This window comes from Rhodoglobus sp. GW821-FHT12B09 (assembly GCF_058809925.1).
Genome location: NZ_JBXATB010000002.1, coordinates 115,429 through 130,387, shown reverse-complemented (window position 1 = coordinate 130,387; position 14,959 = coordinate 115,429). Strand labels below are relative to the sequence as shown.

The following is a 14,959-nucleotide window of genomic DNA, read 5'->3' as shown; positions in this document are numbered from 1 at the left end:
AACGCCACCACGAATGGAGAACCGCCATGTCCGCCACCTTCCCCACCGGCACCATCCTCGGGTACCCGCGCATCGGCCGTCGGCGCGAGCTCAAGAAGGCCGTCGAGGCGTTCTGGGCGGGCACGATCACGGCCGAGGAGCTCGAGGCCACGGCGGCGGCACTCCGCGCCGCCACGCGCGAGCGCCTCGCGTCGCTCGGCCTCGGCCGCACAGACTCGTCGATCCCGGAGGCCTTCTCCTACTACGACCAGGTCCTGGATGCCGCGGTCACGGTCGGCGCCGTGCCGACCAGGTTCGAGCGGCTCGTCAAGGCCGACGGCACCGTCGACCTGGCCGGCTACTTCACCATCGCGCGCGGGGAGGGTGCTGACACCCCCGCCGAGATGACCAAGTGGTTCGACTCCAACTACCACTACCTCGTGCCGGAGATCGGCCCCGAGACCGACTTCCACCTCGCCTCCGACCGCCTTCTGCGCGAGGTCGCCGAGGCCACCGTCTCGGGTTTCCGCACCCGCCCGGTGATCGTCGGCCCGGTCACCTTCCTGCTGCTGTCCAAGCCGTCCGAGGGTGCGCCAGAGGGGTACCTCCCGCTCGACCGCCTCGACGACCTGCTGCCCGTCTACGCGGAGCTCATCGCCGCCCTCACTGCCGTGGGAGCCGACTGGGTGCAGCTCGACGAGCCCGCCCTCGTGAGCGAGAGCATCGACGTGCCGCGCGACGCCGTGCTCGCCGCCACCAAGCGCGCGTACGACCTGCTGGGCGCCGTCCCGGCCCGCCCGAGCATCTTCGTCGCGGCGCCCTACGGCTCGCTCGACGACGCCCTCCCGGTACTGCTCGGCACGCCCGTCGAGGCAATCGGGCTCGACCTCGTCAAGGGCGCGGTTCCCGACGCCGGCCTCCGCACCGACAAGGTGCTCGTGGGCGGCGTCGTCGACGGTCACAACATCTGGCGCGGCAACCTCGAGGCGGCGTTCTCCGCGCTCGAGTCCCTTCGCGGCCTCAGCGCGAACGTCGCGGTGTCGTCATCCACCAGCCTCTTCCACACCCCGCACGACGTCGACGACGAGCCCCTGCTGGGCGAGCAGCTGAAGAGCTGGCTCGCCTTCGCTGACCAGAAGGTCGGGCAGATCGCCACGCTCGCGAAGGGCCTCACCGAGGGCCGGGCCGCCATTCAGGCAGAGTTGGATGCCGCGACCGCGGCCCTCGACGACCGTCACCGTGCGGCGGGCGTGCGCGACGGAGCGGTTCGCGCCCGTGCCGCCGCCCTCACCGGCGCCGACTTCTCCCGCGGCGAGTACGCGGCCCGCCTCGCGGCGCAGGACGCCGCCCTCGGCCTGCCGTTCCTGCCGACGACCACTATCGGCTCCTTCCCGCAGACCGGCGACATCCGCAAGCAGCGCGCCGCCCTCGTGTCCGGGGCCATCTCCGAGGAGCAGTACAACCAGGCCATGCGCGAGGAGATCAAGCGCGTCGTCGACCTGCAGGAGGAGATCGGCCTCGACGTGCTCGTGCACGGCGAGCCCGAGCGCAACGACATGGTGCAGTACTTCGCCGAGAACCTGGACGGCTTCGCCGTGACCCAGAACGGCTGGGTGCAGTCCTACGGCTCCCGCTGTACCCGTCCGTCGATCCTGTGGGGCGATGTATCTCGCCCGGCACCCATCACGGTCGAGTGGTCGACGTACACCCAGTCGCTCACGTCGAAGCCCGTCAAGGGGATGCTCACCGGCCCGGTCACGATCCTCGCGTGGTCGTTCGTGCGCGACGACCAGCCGCTGCGCGAGACCGCCAACCAGGTCGCCCTTGCGCTGCGCGACGAGATCGCGGACCTGGAGGCCGCCGGCATCGGGATCATCCAGGTCGACGAGCCTGCACTGCGAGAGCTGCTGCCGCTGAAGAAGAAGGACCACGACGACTACCTCGACTGGTCGGTCGGGTCGTTCCGGCTGGCGACGGCCGGCGTCGTCGATGCGACCCAGATCCACACCCACCTCTGCTACTCGGAGTTCGGCGTCGTCATCGATGCGATAAACCGGCTCGACGCCGACGTCACCTCGATCGAGGCGGCCCGCTCGAAGATGGAGGTCGTGCCCGACATCAAGTCGAGCGGCTTCGGCCGGGACATCGGCCCCGGTGTCTACGACATCCACTCGCCCCGCGTGCCGTCGGTGGAGGAAGTGGGCGAGCTGATCGACATCGCTCTCGGCTCCATCCCCGAGCGCCAGGTCTGGGTCAACCCCGACTGCGGCCTCAAGACCCGCGGGTACGACGAGACGGTGGAGTCGCTCAGGAACATCCTCACGGCCACCCGGGCGGCGCGGCTAAGGCGGGTTGAGTAGGCGCCCCGGCGCCGTATCGAAACCACGAGGGGCCCCGGATGCAGCATCCGGGGCCCCTCGCGCTCTAGCTCCTAGAGACTCCGCAGCACCGTGACGACCTTGCCGAGGACCTCGGCGTGGTCGCCCAGGATGGGCTCGAAGTTGGAGTTGCGGGGCAGGAGCCAGGTGTGGCCGTCGCGCTGGCGGAACACCTTCACGGTCGCCTCGTTGTCGAGCATGGCCGCGACGATATCGCCGTTCTCGGCGGTCTTCTGCTGGCGGACGACCACCCAGTCTCCGTCGCAGATCGCAGCGTCGATCATGGACTCGCCGACGACCTTGAGCATGAAGAGCTCGCCCTTGCCGGTGAGCTGGCGCGGGAGCGGGAAGACCTCGTCGATCTGCTGGTCGGCGGTGATGGGGATACCGGCGGCGATGCGGCCGACCAGGGGCACCATGACAGCGTCTCCGACGGAGGGGGCGTTCTCCGGCGCGTCCTCCGTGCTGCCGGGGAGGTCGATCAGCACCTCCATCGCGCGCGGGCGGTTCGGGTCGCGGCGCAGATAGCCGCTCAGCTCGAGCTGGCCTAGCTGGTGGGTGACGCTCGACAGCGAGGAGAGGCCGACGGCGTCGCCGATCTCGCGCATGCTCGGCGGGTAGCCGCGCGCGGAGACGGAGCGCTGGATGACGTCCAGGATCGCGAGCTGCTTGTCGCTCAGGCTCGTGCGGCGGCGTGTGCCGCTTGCGCCGTTCTCGGCATCCATGTGGTTCCCCGTTCCTGCCAATGTCAGTGGCTCATTCGAAACTGTATCCGTCGAGAAGGCCAAAACCAAACATAAATTCGAGTGTGTCGGGTGAATGTCGGTGGTCTGTTCGAAGATCTACTTGAAATACCGGTGGTTCGAATGTATGTTCGGAACATACCTACTAACAGACTTCGTGTCCCGTCAGCCCGGCCGCTGCGGGGCACGGATAACTTGAGGAGCAGCAGATGAGCACGGTGGTTATCGGAAGCGGCTTTGCCCGTCCCGCGGCGCCCAAGCTGCGCCTCACTCAGCGTGGCCGCGCGGTTCTCACGACCCTCGCGGCCACACCACTCGTGATCGCGGCGTTCCTGTTCGCGCTCAACGGCGGGGGAGCGACCGCCTCCCTCGAGGGCTCGAACGTGCCGTTCGAGTACGTGACCGTCGAGTCGGGCCAGACCCTGTGGCAGCTCGCTGAGGAGCTTGCGCCGCAGTCTGACCCGCGCGACGTGATCGCGCAGATCGTGCAGTTCAACCAGCTCGACGGTGCAGACGTGTACGCGGGCCAGGAGCTCGCGATCCCCACCACCCTCCGCTGAGGGCGCGCTGCACCCGCTCGGGCCTTCTAGGCTTGCGTGGTGACTGAACTCTCCGACCTCCCGATCCGTGATGACTTGCGGGGCCTCACGCCCTACGGCGCCCCGCAGGAGCACGTGCGAGTGCAGCTCAACGTCAACGAGAACACCCACGCGATCCCGGAGGCGGTCGCCACCGACATCGTCATGGCGCTGGCGGCGGCCGTGATGGGCGTCAACCGCTATCCCGACCGCGAGTTCACCCAGCTGCGCGAGTCGCTCGCCGCCTACCTCGGGCACGGGCTGAGCGCGGAGAACATCTGGGCGGCCAACGGCTCCAACGAAGTCCTGCAGCAGGTGCTCCAGGCCTTCGGCGGCCCGGGCCGCAGCCTGCTCGGCTTCCCGCCCACCTACTCGATGCACTCGATCATCGCCAACGGCACCGGAACCCGCTGGGTCACCGCCGAGCGCGACGCGGGCTACGAGCTGTCGCCCGAGACGGTTGTCGAGGCGATCCGCCGCGAGCAGCCCGACATCGTGTTCCTGTGCTCGCCGAACAACCCGACCGGCACCCCGCTCAGCCTCGAGACCATCGTCGCGGCGTACGACGCGACGCCGGGCATCCTGCTCGTCGACGAGGCCTACGCGGAGTTCCAGGAGGGCGACACCGCCCTCACGCTGCTCGAGGGGCGGCCGCGCCTGCTGATCAGCCGCACCATGAGCAAGGCATTCGCGTTCGCGGGTGCCCGGCTCGGCTACCTCGCGGCCGACCCGGCCGCCACCGACGCGCTGCGGCTCGTCCGCCTGCCGTACCACCTCTCGGCGCTCACCCAGGCGGCGGCGATCGCGGCCCTCGCCCACGCCCCCGAGATGCTGGCCATGGTCGACGACATCAAGCGCCAGCGCGACCGGATGATCGCGGCCCTGCCCGAGCTCGGCTACACCCCGCTCCCGAGCGCCGCGAACTTCGTGCTGTTCGGCGGGGTCGAGGATCCGCACGCCGTGTTCGAGGAACTGCTCGAGAACGACATCATCATCCGGGACGTCGGCATCCCGCACCACCTTCGCGTCACCGCGGGCAGCGATGCGGAGACGACGATCTTCCTCGACGCGCTCGCGCGCATCAGCGCTCGGTAGCTCTCGGTAGGATCGACGCATGACCGGACCGGCACCCGCCACAGATCGCACCGCGACGCTCTCGCGCGCCACGAGCGAGTCGAGCATCGAGCTCAGCCTCGACCTCGACGGCACGGGCACCTCGTCGATCGACACCTCCGTGCCGTTCTTCGACCACCTGCTCACCGCGTTCTCCAAGCACTCGCTCGTCGACCTGAGCGTCAAGGCGACCGGCGACACCCACATCGACGTGCACCACACGGTCGAGGACATCGGCATCACGCTCGGCACCGCGATCAAGCAGGCGCTCGGCGACAAGGCGGGCATCTCGCGCTTCGGCGATGCTCTTGTGCCCCTCGACGAGGCGCTCGTGCAGGCGGTCGTGGATGTCTCGGGCCGGCCGTACCTCGTGCACACCGGCGAGCCCGCGGGCTTCGAGCACCACCTCATCGGCGGCCACTTCACGGGCTCGATGCTGCGCCACGTCTTCGAGGCGATCGCGTTCAACGCGGCCATCACGGTGCATGTCACGGTGCTGGGCGGCCGCGATCCCCACCACATCGCCGAGGCTGAGTTCAAGGCCTTCGCGCGCGCCTTCAGGTTCGCTGTCGCTCCGGATGCCCGGGTCAGCGGCATCCCGTCGACAAAGGGCGCGCTCTAAGGTGATCAACCCCTCCGTCGTCATTCTCGACTACGGCTCAGGCAACGTGCACTCCGCTGCGAAGGCCCTCGAGCTCGCGGGCGCACGCGTCACCCTGACCGCGGACCGCTCTGCAGCCGAGGCTGCGGACGGGCTCGTCGTACCCGGGGTCGGCGCCTTCGAGGCTGTCGCGCGCCAGCTCGCCACCGTGCGCGGCGGCGCCATCGTGGAGAAGCGGCTGACCGGCAGCCGGCCCGTCCTCGGGATCTGCGTCGGCATGCAGGTGCTGTTCGAGCACGGTGTGGAGCGGGGCAATGACACCCCGGGGCTGGGGGAGTGGCCGGGAGTGGTCACCGAACTGGATGCCCCGGTGCTCCCGCACATGGGGTGGAACACCGTCGAGGCGCCCGCCGGCACGAGGCTGTTCGAGGGCGTCGCGGACGAGCGCTTCTACTTCGTGCACAGCTACGCGGCACAGGAGTGGACGCTCGAGGTGCACGACCCGTTCCCGCAACCTAAGCTCACGTGGGCGGTGCACGGCAGCAGGTTCCTTGCCGCCGTCGAGAACGGGCCGCTCATGGCTACCCAGTTCCACCCCGAGAAGTCCGGCGAGGCCGGCATCCGACTACTGAAGAATTGGCTGCAGACACTATGAGTGAGTTCACGACGACCCCGAGCCTCGTTCTCCTGCCCGCGGTCGACGTCGCCGACGGCAAGGCAGTCCGCCTCACGCAGGGCGAGGCCGGCAGCGAGACGAGCTACGGCGACCCCGTGGGCGCCGCCCAGCTCTGGGTCGACCAGGGCGCGGAGTGGATCCACCTCGTCGACCTCGACGCCGCGTTCGGCCGGGGCAACAACCACGCGGTCATCAAGCGCGTCATCAAGAACACCCCGCGCTCGGTCAACATCGAGCTCTCGGGCGGGATCCGGGATGACGCGAGCCTCGAGGCCGCGCTCGCGACCGGGGCCAAGCGCATCAACCTCGGCACGGCGGCCCTCGAGAACCCGGAGTGGGCCGCGCACGTGATCGCCGAGTACGGGGATGCCATCGCGGTCGGCCTCGACGTTCGCGGCACCACCCTCGCGGCCCGCGGCTGGACCCAGGAGGGCGGGGATCTCTGGACCGTCCTCGCCAGGCTGGAGGCCGCCGGCTGCTGCCGCTACGTCGTCACGGATGTCACGAAGGACGGCACCCTCAAGGGCCCGAACCTGGAGCTGCTGAAGCAGGTCGCCGACAGCACTGACCGCCCGGTCATCGCGTCCGGCGGCGTCGCGACCCTCGACGACCTCGCCGACCTGCGCGAGCTCGTGCCTTACGGGGTGGAGGGCGCGATCGTCGGCAAGGCGCTCTACGCCAAGGCCTTCACCCTGGCCGAGGCCATCGACGTAGCGTCGAAGTAGTGGCCGGCGGCACCGACTCGGCGGGCGTCCCGTGGGAGGGCCGCAGCTTCGAGCACGGCCCCGCCTCGGACGACGACGGCTCCGCGCCGGAGAAGCTCGTCGAGGCCATCCGCCGCTTCCACGCGCACGACCTGGGCGAGGGCGACGTGCTCGACGCCCTGCGCGACTCGCGGCTGCTCATCCCGCTCGTCGCCCAGCTCGGCGAGGGCGGAGTCAACGAGCACGGGCACGACAAGTCACAGGAGCTCTCGATCGTCACCGTCGCCGGCCCGGACGGACGCACCGTCCTCCCGGCGTTCACCTCGGTCGACGCGATGGCGCGCTGGAACCCGTCGGCACGCCCGGTGCCGGCGACCGCGGGCAGGGTCGCCCTTGCCGCGGCGAGCGAGAGCACCGACCTCGTCGTGCTCGACCCGCGGAGCGACACCGAGTACGTCATCCGCCGCCCCGCCCTGTGGGCTCTCGCGCAGTCGCAGCCCTGGAAGCCCAGCTACGCCGACACCGAGGTGCTCAGCGCGTTCCTGGATGCCGCGGAGCCCGAGTCCGCCGTCGCCGCCGTGCAGCTCGCCCCCGGCGACCCTGGCTCGCGACTGGCGGGGCCCGAGCTCATCGTGCAGCTGTCGCTCGCCCCGGGACTCGACCAGGCGGCCCTCGGCACCCTGCTCGCGCGCCTGGAGCAGCGCTGGGCGGAGAGCGAGGTCATCGCCGCACGGGTCGACTCGATGCGCGTGGTGCTGGCCACGGCCTGACCCGCTCGGCGCGCCCGCTCGGCGCGCCCGCTCGGCACGCCCGCCCGTGCCGCGGGCCGCGAGAGTGCAGTTCGCCGCGGTGCGGGGCGCCACAACCCCGTCGAACTGCGCTCTCGGGGGCGCGGGTGGCGCGCGGGCGGGGCGCGGGTGGGGCGCGCTAGTTGACGGGGCCGGTGAGCTTCTCGCCGGGGCCCTTGCCGGGGGCATCCGGGATGCTCGACTCCTCGCGGAACGCCAGCTGAAGTGACCGCAGCCCGTCCCGCAGCGGGCGGGCGTGGTGGTCGCCGATCTCCGGCGCTGCAGCGGTGACCAACCCGGCGAGCACCGTGATGAGCTTCCGCGCCTCGTCGAGGTCGATGTCGGATGCCGCATCCGGAGTATCGGAGAGCCCGAGTTTGACGGCCGCCGCGCTCATGAGGTGCACGGCGACGGTGTTGATGACCTCGATGGCTGGCACCTCCGCGATGTCGCGGATCTCGTCGTCCGCGTAGCGGTCCTCTGAATAGGCTGGGGCGTCGCTCATCGATGGTTCCTTAGCTGATTGGCGCGGCGTCTGCTATTCTTCTACAGGCTCCGGAGGGCTGTTCCCTGTGAACACAGCTCCGGACACAAAGTGGAGTCTCCTCCCACCTGTTGACCGCTTCTCAAGGTTACCGGGTAGTTGCACCCCGTTCGTCCGTTCCCCGAGTTCGCGACGAGCAGCATTCAAGGGTGTTTGGCACATCCTGTGCCATGGATACTTCTGCTTCGTGCGGCATTCGCCACCACTCACGAACTAGCAAGGAGTACACGCATCAGCGATCCCCGTACCAATGACCGAATCCGCGTTCCGGAGGTCCGTCTTGTTGGCCCCAACGGCGAGCAGGTCGGCGTCGTCCGTATCGAAGACGCCCTGCGTCTGGCCCAGGAGGCCGACCTGGATTTGGTTGAGGTTGCTCCCAATTCCAAGCCTCCTGTTGCCAAGATCATGGATTACGGCAAGTTCAAGTACGAAGAGGCCCAGAAGGCCAAGGAAGCGCGGCGCAACCAGGCGAACACGATCCTCAAGGAGGTTCGTTTCCGCCTCAAGATCGACACCCACGACTATGAGACGAAGCGCAAGCGCGCCGAGGGCTTCCTGCAGGGCGGTGACAAGGTCAAGGCAATGATCCTGTTCCGCGGCCGCGAGCAGTCCCGCCCCGAGCAGGGCGTGCGCCTGCTGCAGAAGTTCGCGGAGGACGTGTCGGAGTTCGGCTCGGTCGAGTCGACCCCGACCATCGACGGCCGCAACATGGTCATGGTCATCGGTCCCCACAAGAACAAGGCCACCGCGAAAGCGGAGGCCGACGCCCGCAAGGCCGCCAACAAGGCCGGTCGCGGACCGGGCTCCGAACTGCCCGCGGTCGAGACCGCACCGGCGGCCGAGCCTGCCGAAGATGTAGTCGAGGCCAAGGCCCCGGCGGCAACGACAGCACCACCGAAGAAGTCTGTATCAACGAAGGAAGAAGTGAAGGATGCCTAAGCAGAAGACGCACTCCGGTGCCAAGAAGCGCTTCAAGCTGACCGGTAGCGGCAAGGTCATGAAGCAGGGGGCTGGCCTTCGCCACCACCTCGAGACCAAGAGCGGCAAGAAGAAGCGCGAGCTCGGTGTGGACCGCGTTCTCGCTCCGGCCGACGCCAAGGTCATCAAGAAGCTTCTCGGTAAGTAAGGGTCAGGGACAAGAACAATGGCAAGAGTAAAGAGGGCAGTAAACGCCCACAAGAAGCGTCGCGTCATCCTCGAGCGCGCCTCCGGCTACCGCGGACAGCGTTCGCGCCTCTACCGCAAGGCGAAGGAGCAGGTCACCCACTCCCTCGTCTACGCGTACCGTGACCGCCGTGCGCGCAAGGGCGACTTCCGCCGCCTGTGGATCCAGCGCATCAACGCCGCGTCGCGCGCGAACGGCCTCACCTACAACCGCCTCATCCAGGGCCTCAACCTGGCCGGCATCGAGGTCGACCGCCGCATGCTCGCCGACCTCGCGGTCACCGAGCCCGCCACGTTCGCCGCGATCGTCGCGACGGCCAAGGCAGCGCTCCCGGCTGACACGTCGGCACCCAAGGTTGTCGCGTAGTCGAACCAGTTCTACCGAAAGGCCCCGAGCGCCAGCGCGCGCCGGGGCCTTTCGTCTACCCGCGCCCCATAGGCTGGGGCACATGATCGACAACCCGCGTTCACCGCGCGTCCGCGCCGTGGCGAAGCTCGCGAAGCGGGACGCGCGATCCGAGACCGGCCTGTTCCTGCTCGAAGGGCCGCAGGCGGTCTCCGAGGCGCTGCTGTACCGGCCCGAGCTGCTGGTCGACCTGTTCGCGACTCCGACGGCGCTCGAGAAGTACGCCGACATCGCGAAGGGCGCCGCCGAGGCGGGCCTCGAGGTCGAGTTCGTCACCGAGCATGTGCTCGACGCGATGGCCGACACCGTGACCCCGCAGGGGATCATCGCGGTCTGCCGCCAGTTCCCGACCTCCCTCAAGGACATCCTGGGCGGGGAGCCCAAGCTCATCGCGATCCTCGAGGAGGTGCGCGACCCGGGCAACGCCGGCACGATCATCCGGGCGGCGGATGCCGCGGGGGCTGACGCGGTCATCCTGACCGGCCGCAGCGTCGACCTCTACAACCCGAAGGTCGTGCGCGCCACGACCGGATCGCTCTTCCACCTTCCGGTGGCCGTCGGCTCCGACCTCGAGGGCGTCGTGGAGAAGGCAAAGGGCGCGGGCCTGCAGGTGATCGCGGCCGACATCAAGGGCGCCGACCTGCTCGCCGCCCGCAAGAAGGGCGCACTGGAGGCCCCCACCGCGTGGCTGTTCGGGAACGAGGCGCGCGGGCTCAGCGACGAGCACTACGCCCTCGCCGACTGGGTCATCACGGTGCCGATCTACGGCCACGCGGAGTCGATGAACCTCGCAACCGCGGCCTCGGTGTGCCTGTACGAAAGCGCCTTCGCGCAGCGCAGCTAAACTCAACACTTGTGTCAGAACCCACAGCCCTCACCGAGTCGGCGGTAGCGCAGGCGGCGGATGCCGCCGTGGCCGCGTTCGCCGCTGCAACGACCATCGCCGAGCTGCGCCTCGCCCGCGCCGCGCACGCGGGGGAGCAGTCGCCGCTCGCGCAGTTCAACGCGAGCCTCAAGTCGATCCCGGCCGAGGAGCGGGCTGCCGCCGGCAAGCTCGTCGGGCAGGGCCGCGCGCGGGTGGCCGAGGCACTCTCCGCCCGCGAGGCCGAACTGGCCGTGGCCGAGGAGAACGCGCGGCTCGCGGCGGAGACGGTGGATGTCACGGCGGTGCCGTCGCGCTGGCGCACCGGGTCGCGGCATCCCCTCAGCCTGCTCATGGAGCAGATGGGCGACGTCTTCATCGGCATGGGCTGGGAGATCGCGGAGGGCCCGGAGCTCGAGAACGAGTGGTTCAACTTCGACTCTCTCAACTTCGACGAGGACCACCCGGCCCGCGCCATGCAGGACACGTTCTTCATCGACCCGGTCGACTCGCACCTCGTGCTGCGCACGCACACGAGCCCGGTGCAGATCCGCTCGCTGCTCACCCGCGACCTGCCGGTGTACGTCGTCGCGCCCGGCCGCGTGTTCCGCACGGACGAGCTCGACGCCACCCACACGCCGGTCTTCCACCAGATCGAGGGCATTGCGATCGACAAGGGCCTCACCATGGCGAACCTCCGCGGCACGCTCGAGCACCTCGCCCGCGCGATGTTCGGCGAGGACGCCCAGATCCGCCTGCGCCCCAACTACTTCCCGTTCACCGAGCCGAGCGCCGAGATGGACGTCTGGTCGCCGAACGCCAAGGGCGGCGCGCGCTGGATCGAGTGGGGCGGCTGCGGCATGGTGAACCGCAACGTGCTCCGCGCCGCCGGTATCGACCCGGACGAGTACCAGGGCTTCGCCTTCGGCATGGGGATCGAGCGCACTCTCATGTTCCGCAACGACCTGGGCGAGATGCGCGACATCGTCGAGGGCGATATCCGCTTCTCTCAGCAGTTCGGAATGGTGGTCTGATGCGCGTCCCGATCAGCTGGTTGCGCGAGTTCGTCGAGATCCCCGCCGATGTCACGTTCGAGCAGGTGCACGCCGCCCTCGTCAAGGTGGGCTTCGAGGAGGAGGACGTCCACTCGTTCGACGTCACCGGCCCCGTCGTCGTGGGCAGGGTCCTCGAGTTCACGCCCGAGCCCCAGGCGAACGGCAAGACGATCAACTGGGTGCAGGTCGATGTCGGTGAGGATGCCCCGCGCGGCATCGTCTGCGGCGCGCACAACTTCTCCGTGGGAGACAAAGTGGTGGTGACGCTGCCCGGCGCCGTGCTGCCCGGCCCGTTCCCGATCGCGGCCCGCAAGACGTACGGCCACGTCTCCGACGGCATGATGGCGTCGACGCGCGAGCTGGGCCTCGGCGAGGAGCACGACGGCATCCTGCTTCTGAAGAACCTCGGCCTCGACCCGGAGGTCGGCACGGACGCGATCCCGCTGCTCGGCCTCGACGACTTCGCCGTGGAGATCAACGTCACGCCCGACCGCGGCTACGCGTTCTCGATCCGCGGGGTGGCGCGCGAGTACGCCCACTCCACCGGAGCGGTGTTCCGCGACCCCGCATCCCTCGTCACCCCGGCACCGGTCAGCGGCTTCCCGGTGAGAGTGGCCGACGAGGCCCCGATCCGCGGTCGCGCCGGAGTGAGTGTGTTCATGGCGCGCGTCGTGCGCGGCATCGACCCCGCCCGGCCGACGCCCTCGTGGATGGCCTCGCGGCTCAAGCTCGCGGGCATCCGGTCGATCTCGCTCGTCGTCGATATCAGCAACTACGTCATGCTCGAGCTCGGGCAGCCGAACCACACCTACGACCTCGACAAGCTGAAGGGCGGGTTCACGATCCGCCGCGCGACGGCGGGGGAGAAGTTCGAGACCCTCGACGGGCAGGTCCGCACGCTCAGCCCGGAGGACCTCCTCATCGACGACGAGTCCGGGCCCGTCGGCCTCGCCGGCGTCATGGGCGGGGCATCCACCGAGATCAGCGACACCACCACGAACGTCCTAGTCGAGGCCGCCAACTGGGACCCGATCACGATCGCCCGCACCGCCCGCCGCCACAAGCTGTGGAGCGAGGCGGCCCGCCGGTACGAGCGCGGGGTCGACCCGCAGGTCGCCGGTGCCGGGGTCGCGCGCGTCGTGCAGCTGCTCGAGGAGCTGGGCGGCGGCACGGGCGACAGCCTGGGTGCCGCGATCGACAACTCGGTCGCGCCGGCCCCGATCCGCCTGCCTGCGGGCTACGTCGAGAAGATCATCGGCGTGGAGTTCTCGGCCGACGAGGTCACCGGCGCCCTCACCGAGATCGGCACGACCGTCGTGGCTGCCGATGGCGGCTGGACGGTCACGCCGCCCACCTGGCGCCCCGACCTCACGGACGAGGCGACGCTCGCCGAGGAGGTCGCCCGCATCGTCGGCTACGACCGCATCCCCTCGGTACTGCCGGTCGCCCCGCCCGGCCGCGGCCTCACTCGCGAGCAGCGCCTGCGCCGCCTCGCGTCGAGCTCGCTCGCCGCGGGCGGACTGACCGAGGTGCTGGCATACCCGTTCGTCTCGCAGGCCTCGAACGACCTGTTCGGGTCGCCCGTCGCCGGCGGAGTGCCGGCCATAGCCCTGGCGAACGCGCTCGATCCGGATGCCTCGTGGCTGCGCACCTCGCTGCTGCCTGGCCTCATCGCCATCGCCCGCCGCAACCTGTCCCGCGGCCTCACGGATCTCGCCCTGTTCGAGGTGGGCACGGTGTTCCTGCCCGTGGCAGGTACTGCGTACGGCAGCGGTCCACTGCCCGCGGGGGACTCGCGCCCGACCGACGAGGTGCTCGGCGCGCTGCGCGCCAGCATCCCGCCGCAGCCCTGGCACGTCGGCGCCCTCTTCCTGGGCGACGCGGTCGCGAAGCAGCCCGGGCAGGCCGCCGTGCCGAGCGGGCTCGCCGACGCGCTGGGCGCCGCTCGGCACCTCGCCGCGGTACTCGCGTCACCGATCACTGTCGCCACGGGCTCGCACCAGGCGATGCACCCGGGCCGCACGGCCGAGCTGCGCTCGGGCGACCGCGTCGTCGGCTACGCCGGCGAGCTGCTGCCCTCCCTCGCGGCCGAGCTGGACCTGCCGCGCGTCGTGGCGGTGCTCGAGCTCGACCTCGACGCGCTCATCGCGCTCTCGGCCTCCGAGGTCACGACCTCGCCGATCCTCGGGCTGCCGGCGGCGACGCAGGACGTGACGCTCGTCGTCCCCGAGGCGGTGCGCGCGGGCGACCTGCTCGCGCTGCTCGTGGAGGGCGCCGGCGAGCTGCTCGAGCACGTCACCCTCACCGACGACTACCGGGGCACCGGCGTGCCGGAGGGCAGCAAGTCCCTCACGTTCGCGCTGCGCTTCCGCGCGGCCGACCGCACGCTCACCCAGGCGGAGGCGACGGAGGCGAAGAACGCCGCAGTGGCGCTGGCGGCCGCGCGCGTGGGGGCAGTCCTGAGGGAGTAGCCCCCTCACTCGTCAAAAGTTGCTCGAAGGAGCACTTCTTGGCGCACTTTTCGCCGGCTCGCGATGAGCGACTGAACCGAGGCGGCAAAAAGTGCCCCAGAGAAGCGGGCGACGAGCACTTTCTGACGGGTCGGGGCGGAGGCAGCACGGGTCGGGGCGGAGGTAGCGCGGGTCGGGGCGGAGGTAGCGCGGGTCGGGGCGGAGGTAGCACGCGGCGCGGCGCAGAAAGCACGATGCCCCGCCCGCCGTGAGGCGAGCGGGGCATCGAGAAGCGAGCGCGGCTACTTCTTGCCGCCGCCGAGCAGGCCGCCCAGGAGGCCGCCGACGATGTCCTGGCCCTCGGAGCTGCCGAGCAGGCCGCCCAGGAGGTCGCCGATGCCGCCGGAGGACGACGGTGCCGACTCCTTCGCGGCGGGCGCCTCTTCCTTCTGGCCCAGGAACTGCTTGGCGACGAAGGCGATGACGATCGGGGCGATGATCGGCAGGAGCTTGGCGATCAGCTCCTTCGTGACGTCGCCCTTGCTCGTGTCGGCCACCGCGGCGGCGACCTCGCTCTTCTTGACACCGAAGACGTTGTTGACGATCTTCTCGCCGTCGGCGGTGTCGATGTCCTTGACGGCGACCTTCTTCCCGGAGGAGCTCGTGGCGTGCTTGGTCAGCGCCTTCTCGAGGGACTGTGCGCCGCCGGAGTCCTTGGCGTTGGCGGCCATGCCGCCGATGATGGCCGGGATCGCCTGCTTGACGGCCGACTCCGCGACGTCCTCGGGAACACCGAGCTGCTTGGCGATGTCGCCGACGGGGATGAGTTCGAGCAGTCCATCGAAATCTGACATGGGTTTCTCCTTGTGTCGCGAGGAGCTCGGTCGAGCATCCGTCATCAAGGGTAGCGATTCGCGG

At 69.8% G+C, this 14,959-nt stretch carries 16 protein-coding genes; 13 read left to right on the top strand and 3 right to left on the bottom strand.

What is annotated here, in order from left to right; translation table 11 throughout:
- The first annotated feature begins 26 nt into the window (after positions 1-26).
- Entirely contained in the window at positions 27-2,339 is a 2,313-nt protein-coding gene (gene metE, locus AC1RTC_RS05145) for a 5-methyltetrahydropteroyltriglutamate--homocysteine S-methyltransferase (RefSeq protein ID WP_493154400.1), read from the top strand.
- A 71-nt stretch (positions 2,340-2,410) separates the two neighbouring features.
- Here metE and lexA read toward each other — a convergent pair whose 3' ends face one another.
- Positions 2,411-3,082, bottom strand: coding sequence for a transcriptional repressor LexA (lexA, locus tag AC1RTC_RS05140; protein WP_493154399.1), 672 nt, complete (start codon positions 3,080-3,082; stop codon positions 2,411-2,413).
- Positions 3,083-3,309: 227 nt separating this feature from the next.
- Here lexA and AC1RTC_RS05135 point away from each other — a divergent pair, with 227 nt between their 5' ends.
- The 6 genes from AC1RTC_RS05135 to AC1RTC_RS05110 are packed head-to-tail and all read left to right on the top strand — an operon-like array spanning position 3,310 to position 7,542.
- A complete protein-coding gene (locus AC1RTC_RS05135; RefSeq protein ID WP_493154398.1) occupies positions 3,310-3,660 on the top strand; it encodes a LysM peptidoglycan-binding domain-containing protein in 351 nt (116 codons plus the stop codon).
- A 39-nt stretch (positions 3,661-3,699) separates the two neighbouring features.
- Positions 3,700-4,773: a histidinol-phosphate transaminase gene (locus AC1RTC_RS05130; protein WP_493154397.1), complete on the top strand. Its 1,074-nt coding sequence runs from the start codon at positions 3,700-3,702 to the stop codon at positions 4,771-4,773.
- A gap of 19 nt (positions 4,774-4,792) precedes the next feature.
- The gene (gene hisB / locus AC1RTC_RS05125) at positions 4,793-5,413 is read left to right on the top strand and encodes an imidazoleglycerol-phosphate dehydratase HisB (RefSeq protein WP_493154396.1); all 621 of its coding nucleotides are present in this window, start codon (positions 4,793-4,795) and stop codon (positions 5,411-5,413) included.
- Positions 5,370-6,047, top strand: coding sequence for an imidazole glycerol phosphate synthase subunit HisH (gene hisH / locus AC1RTC_RS05120; protein WP_493154395.1), 678 nt, complete (start codon positions 5,370-5,372; stop codon positions 6,045-6,047). Before hisB ends, hisH begins: the two co-directional genes overlap by 44 nt.
- On the top strand, positions 6,044-6,793 hold the full coding sequence (priA, locus tag AC1RTC_RS05115; RefSeq protein ID WP_493154394.1) for a bifunctional 1-(5-phosphoribosyl)-5-((5-phosphoribosylamino)methylideneamino)imidazole-4-carboxamide isomerase/phosphoribosylanthranilate isomerase PriA: 750 nt from the start codon (positions 6,044-6,046) through the stop codon (positions 6,791-6,793). Before hisH ends, priA begins: the two co-directional genes overlap by 4 nt.
- Positions 6,793-7,542 (top strand): SseB family protein, encoded by a 750-nt coding sequence (locus AC1RTC_RS05110; RefSeq protein WP_493154393.1) that lies wholly within the window; start codon positions 6,793-6,795, stop codon positions 7,540-7,542. Before priA ends, AC1RTC_RS05110 begins: the two co-directional genes overlap by 1 nt.
- 157 nt (positions 7,543-7,699) lie before the next feature.
- On the opposite strand, the gene AC1RTC_RS05105 is transcribed toward AC1RTC_RS05110, so the two are convergent.
- Positions 7,700-8,065: a DUF1844 domain-containing protein gene (locus tag AC1RTC_RS05105; protein ID WP_493154392.1), complete on the bottom strand. Its 366-nt coding sequence runs from the start codon at positions 8,063-8,065 to the stop codon at positions 7,700-7,702.
- Positions 8,066-8,278: 213 nt separating this feature from the next.
- On the opposite strand from AC1RTC_RS05105, the gene infC reads away from it, so the two are divergent.
- The 6 genes from infC (at position 8,279) to pheT (ending at position 14,062) form a co-directional block, all read left to right on the top strand.
- Complete coding sequence (gene infC / locus AC1RTC_RS05100) at positions 8,279-9,043, top strand: translation initiation factor IF-3 (protein ID WP_493154775.1); 765 nt, start codon at positions 8,279-8,281, stop codon at positions 9,041-9,043.
- Positions 9,036-9,230 (top strand): 50S ribosomal protein L35, encoded by a 195-nt coding sequence (rpmI, locus tag AC1RTC_RS05095; protein ID WP_493154391.1) that lies wholly within the window; start codon positions 9,036-9,038, stop codon positions 9,228-9,230. Before infC ends, rpmI begins: the two co-directional genes overlap by 8 nt.
- Positions 9,231-9,248: 18 nt before the next feature.
- The gene (gene rplT, locus AC1RTC_RS05090; protein WP_493154390.1) at positions 9,249-9,635 is read left to right on the top strand and encodes a 50S ribosomal protein L20; all 387 of its coding nucleotides are present in this window, start codon (positions 9,249-9,251) and stop codon (positions 9,633-9,635) included.
- Between the two features lie 82 nt (positions 9,636-9,717).
- On the top strand, positions 9,718-10,518 hold the full coding sequence (locus AC1RTC_RS05085; protein WP_493154389.1) for a TrmH family RNA methyltransferase: 801 nt from the start codon (positions 9,718-9,720) through the stop codon (positions 10,516-10,518).
- Positions 10,519-10,529: 11 nt separating this feature from the next.
- Positions 10,530-11,570 (top strand): phenylalanine--tRNA ligase subunit alpha, encoded by a 1,041-nt coding sequence (gene pheS, locus AC1RTC_RS05080; RefSeq protein ID WP_493154388.1) that lies wholly within the window; start codon positions 10,530-10,532, stop codon positions 11,568-11,570.
- Positions 11,570-14,062 (top strand): phenylalanine--tRNA ligase subunit beta, encoded by a 2,493-nt coding sequence (gene pheT / locus AC1RTC_RS05075; RefSeq protein ID WP_493154387.1) that lies wholly within the window; start codon positions 11,570-11,572, stop codon positions 14,060-14,062. The genes pheS and pheT overlap by 1 nt, the downstream gene beginning before the upstream one ends.
- Positions 14,063-14,343: 281 nt before the next feature.
- On the opposite strand, the gene AC1RTC_RS05070 is transcribed toward pheT, so the two are convergent.
- Entirely contained in the window at positions 14,344-14,895 is a 552-nt protein-coding gene (locus tag AC1RTC_RS05070; RefSeq protein ID WP_493154386.1) for a DUF937 domain-containing protein, read from the bottom strand.
- Positions 14,896-14,959 lie beyond the last annotated feature (64 nt).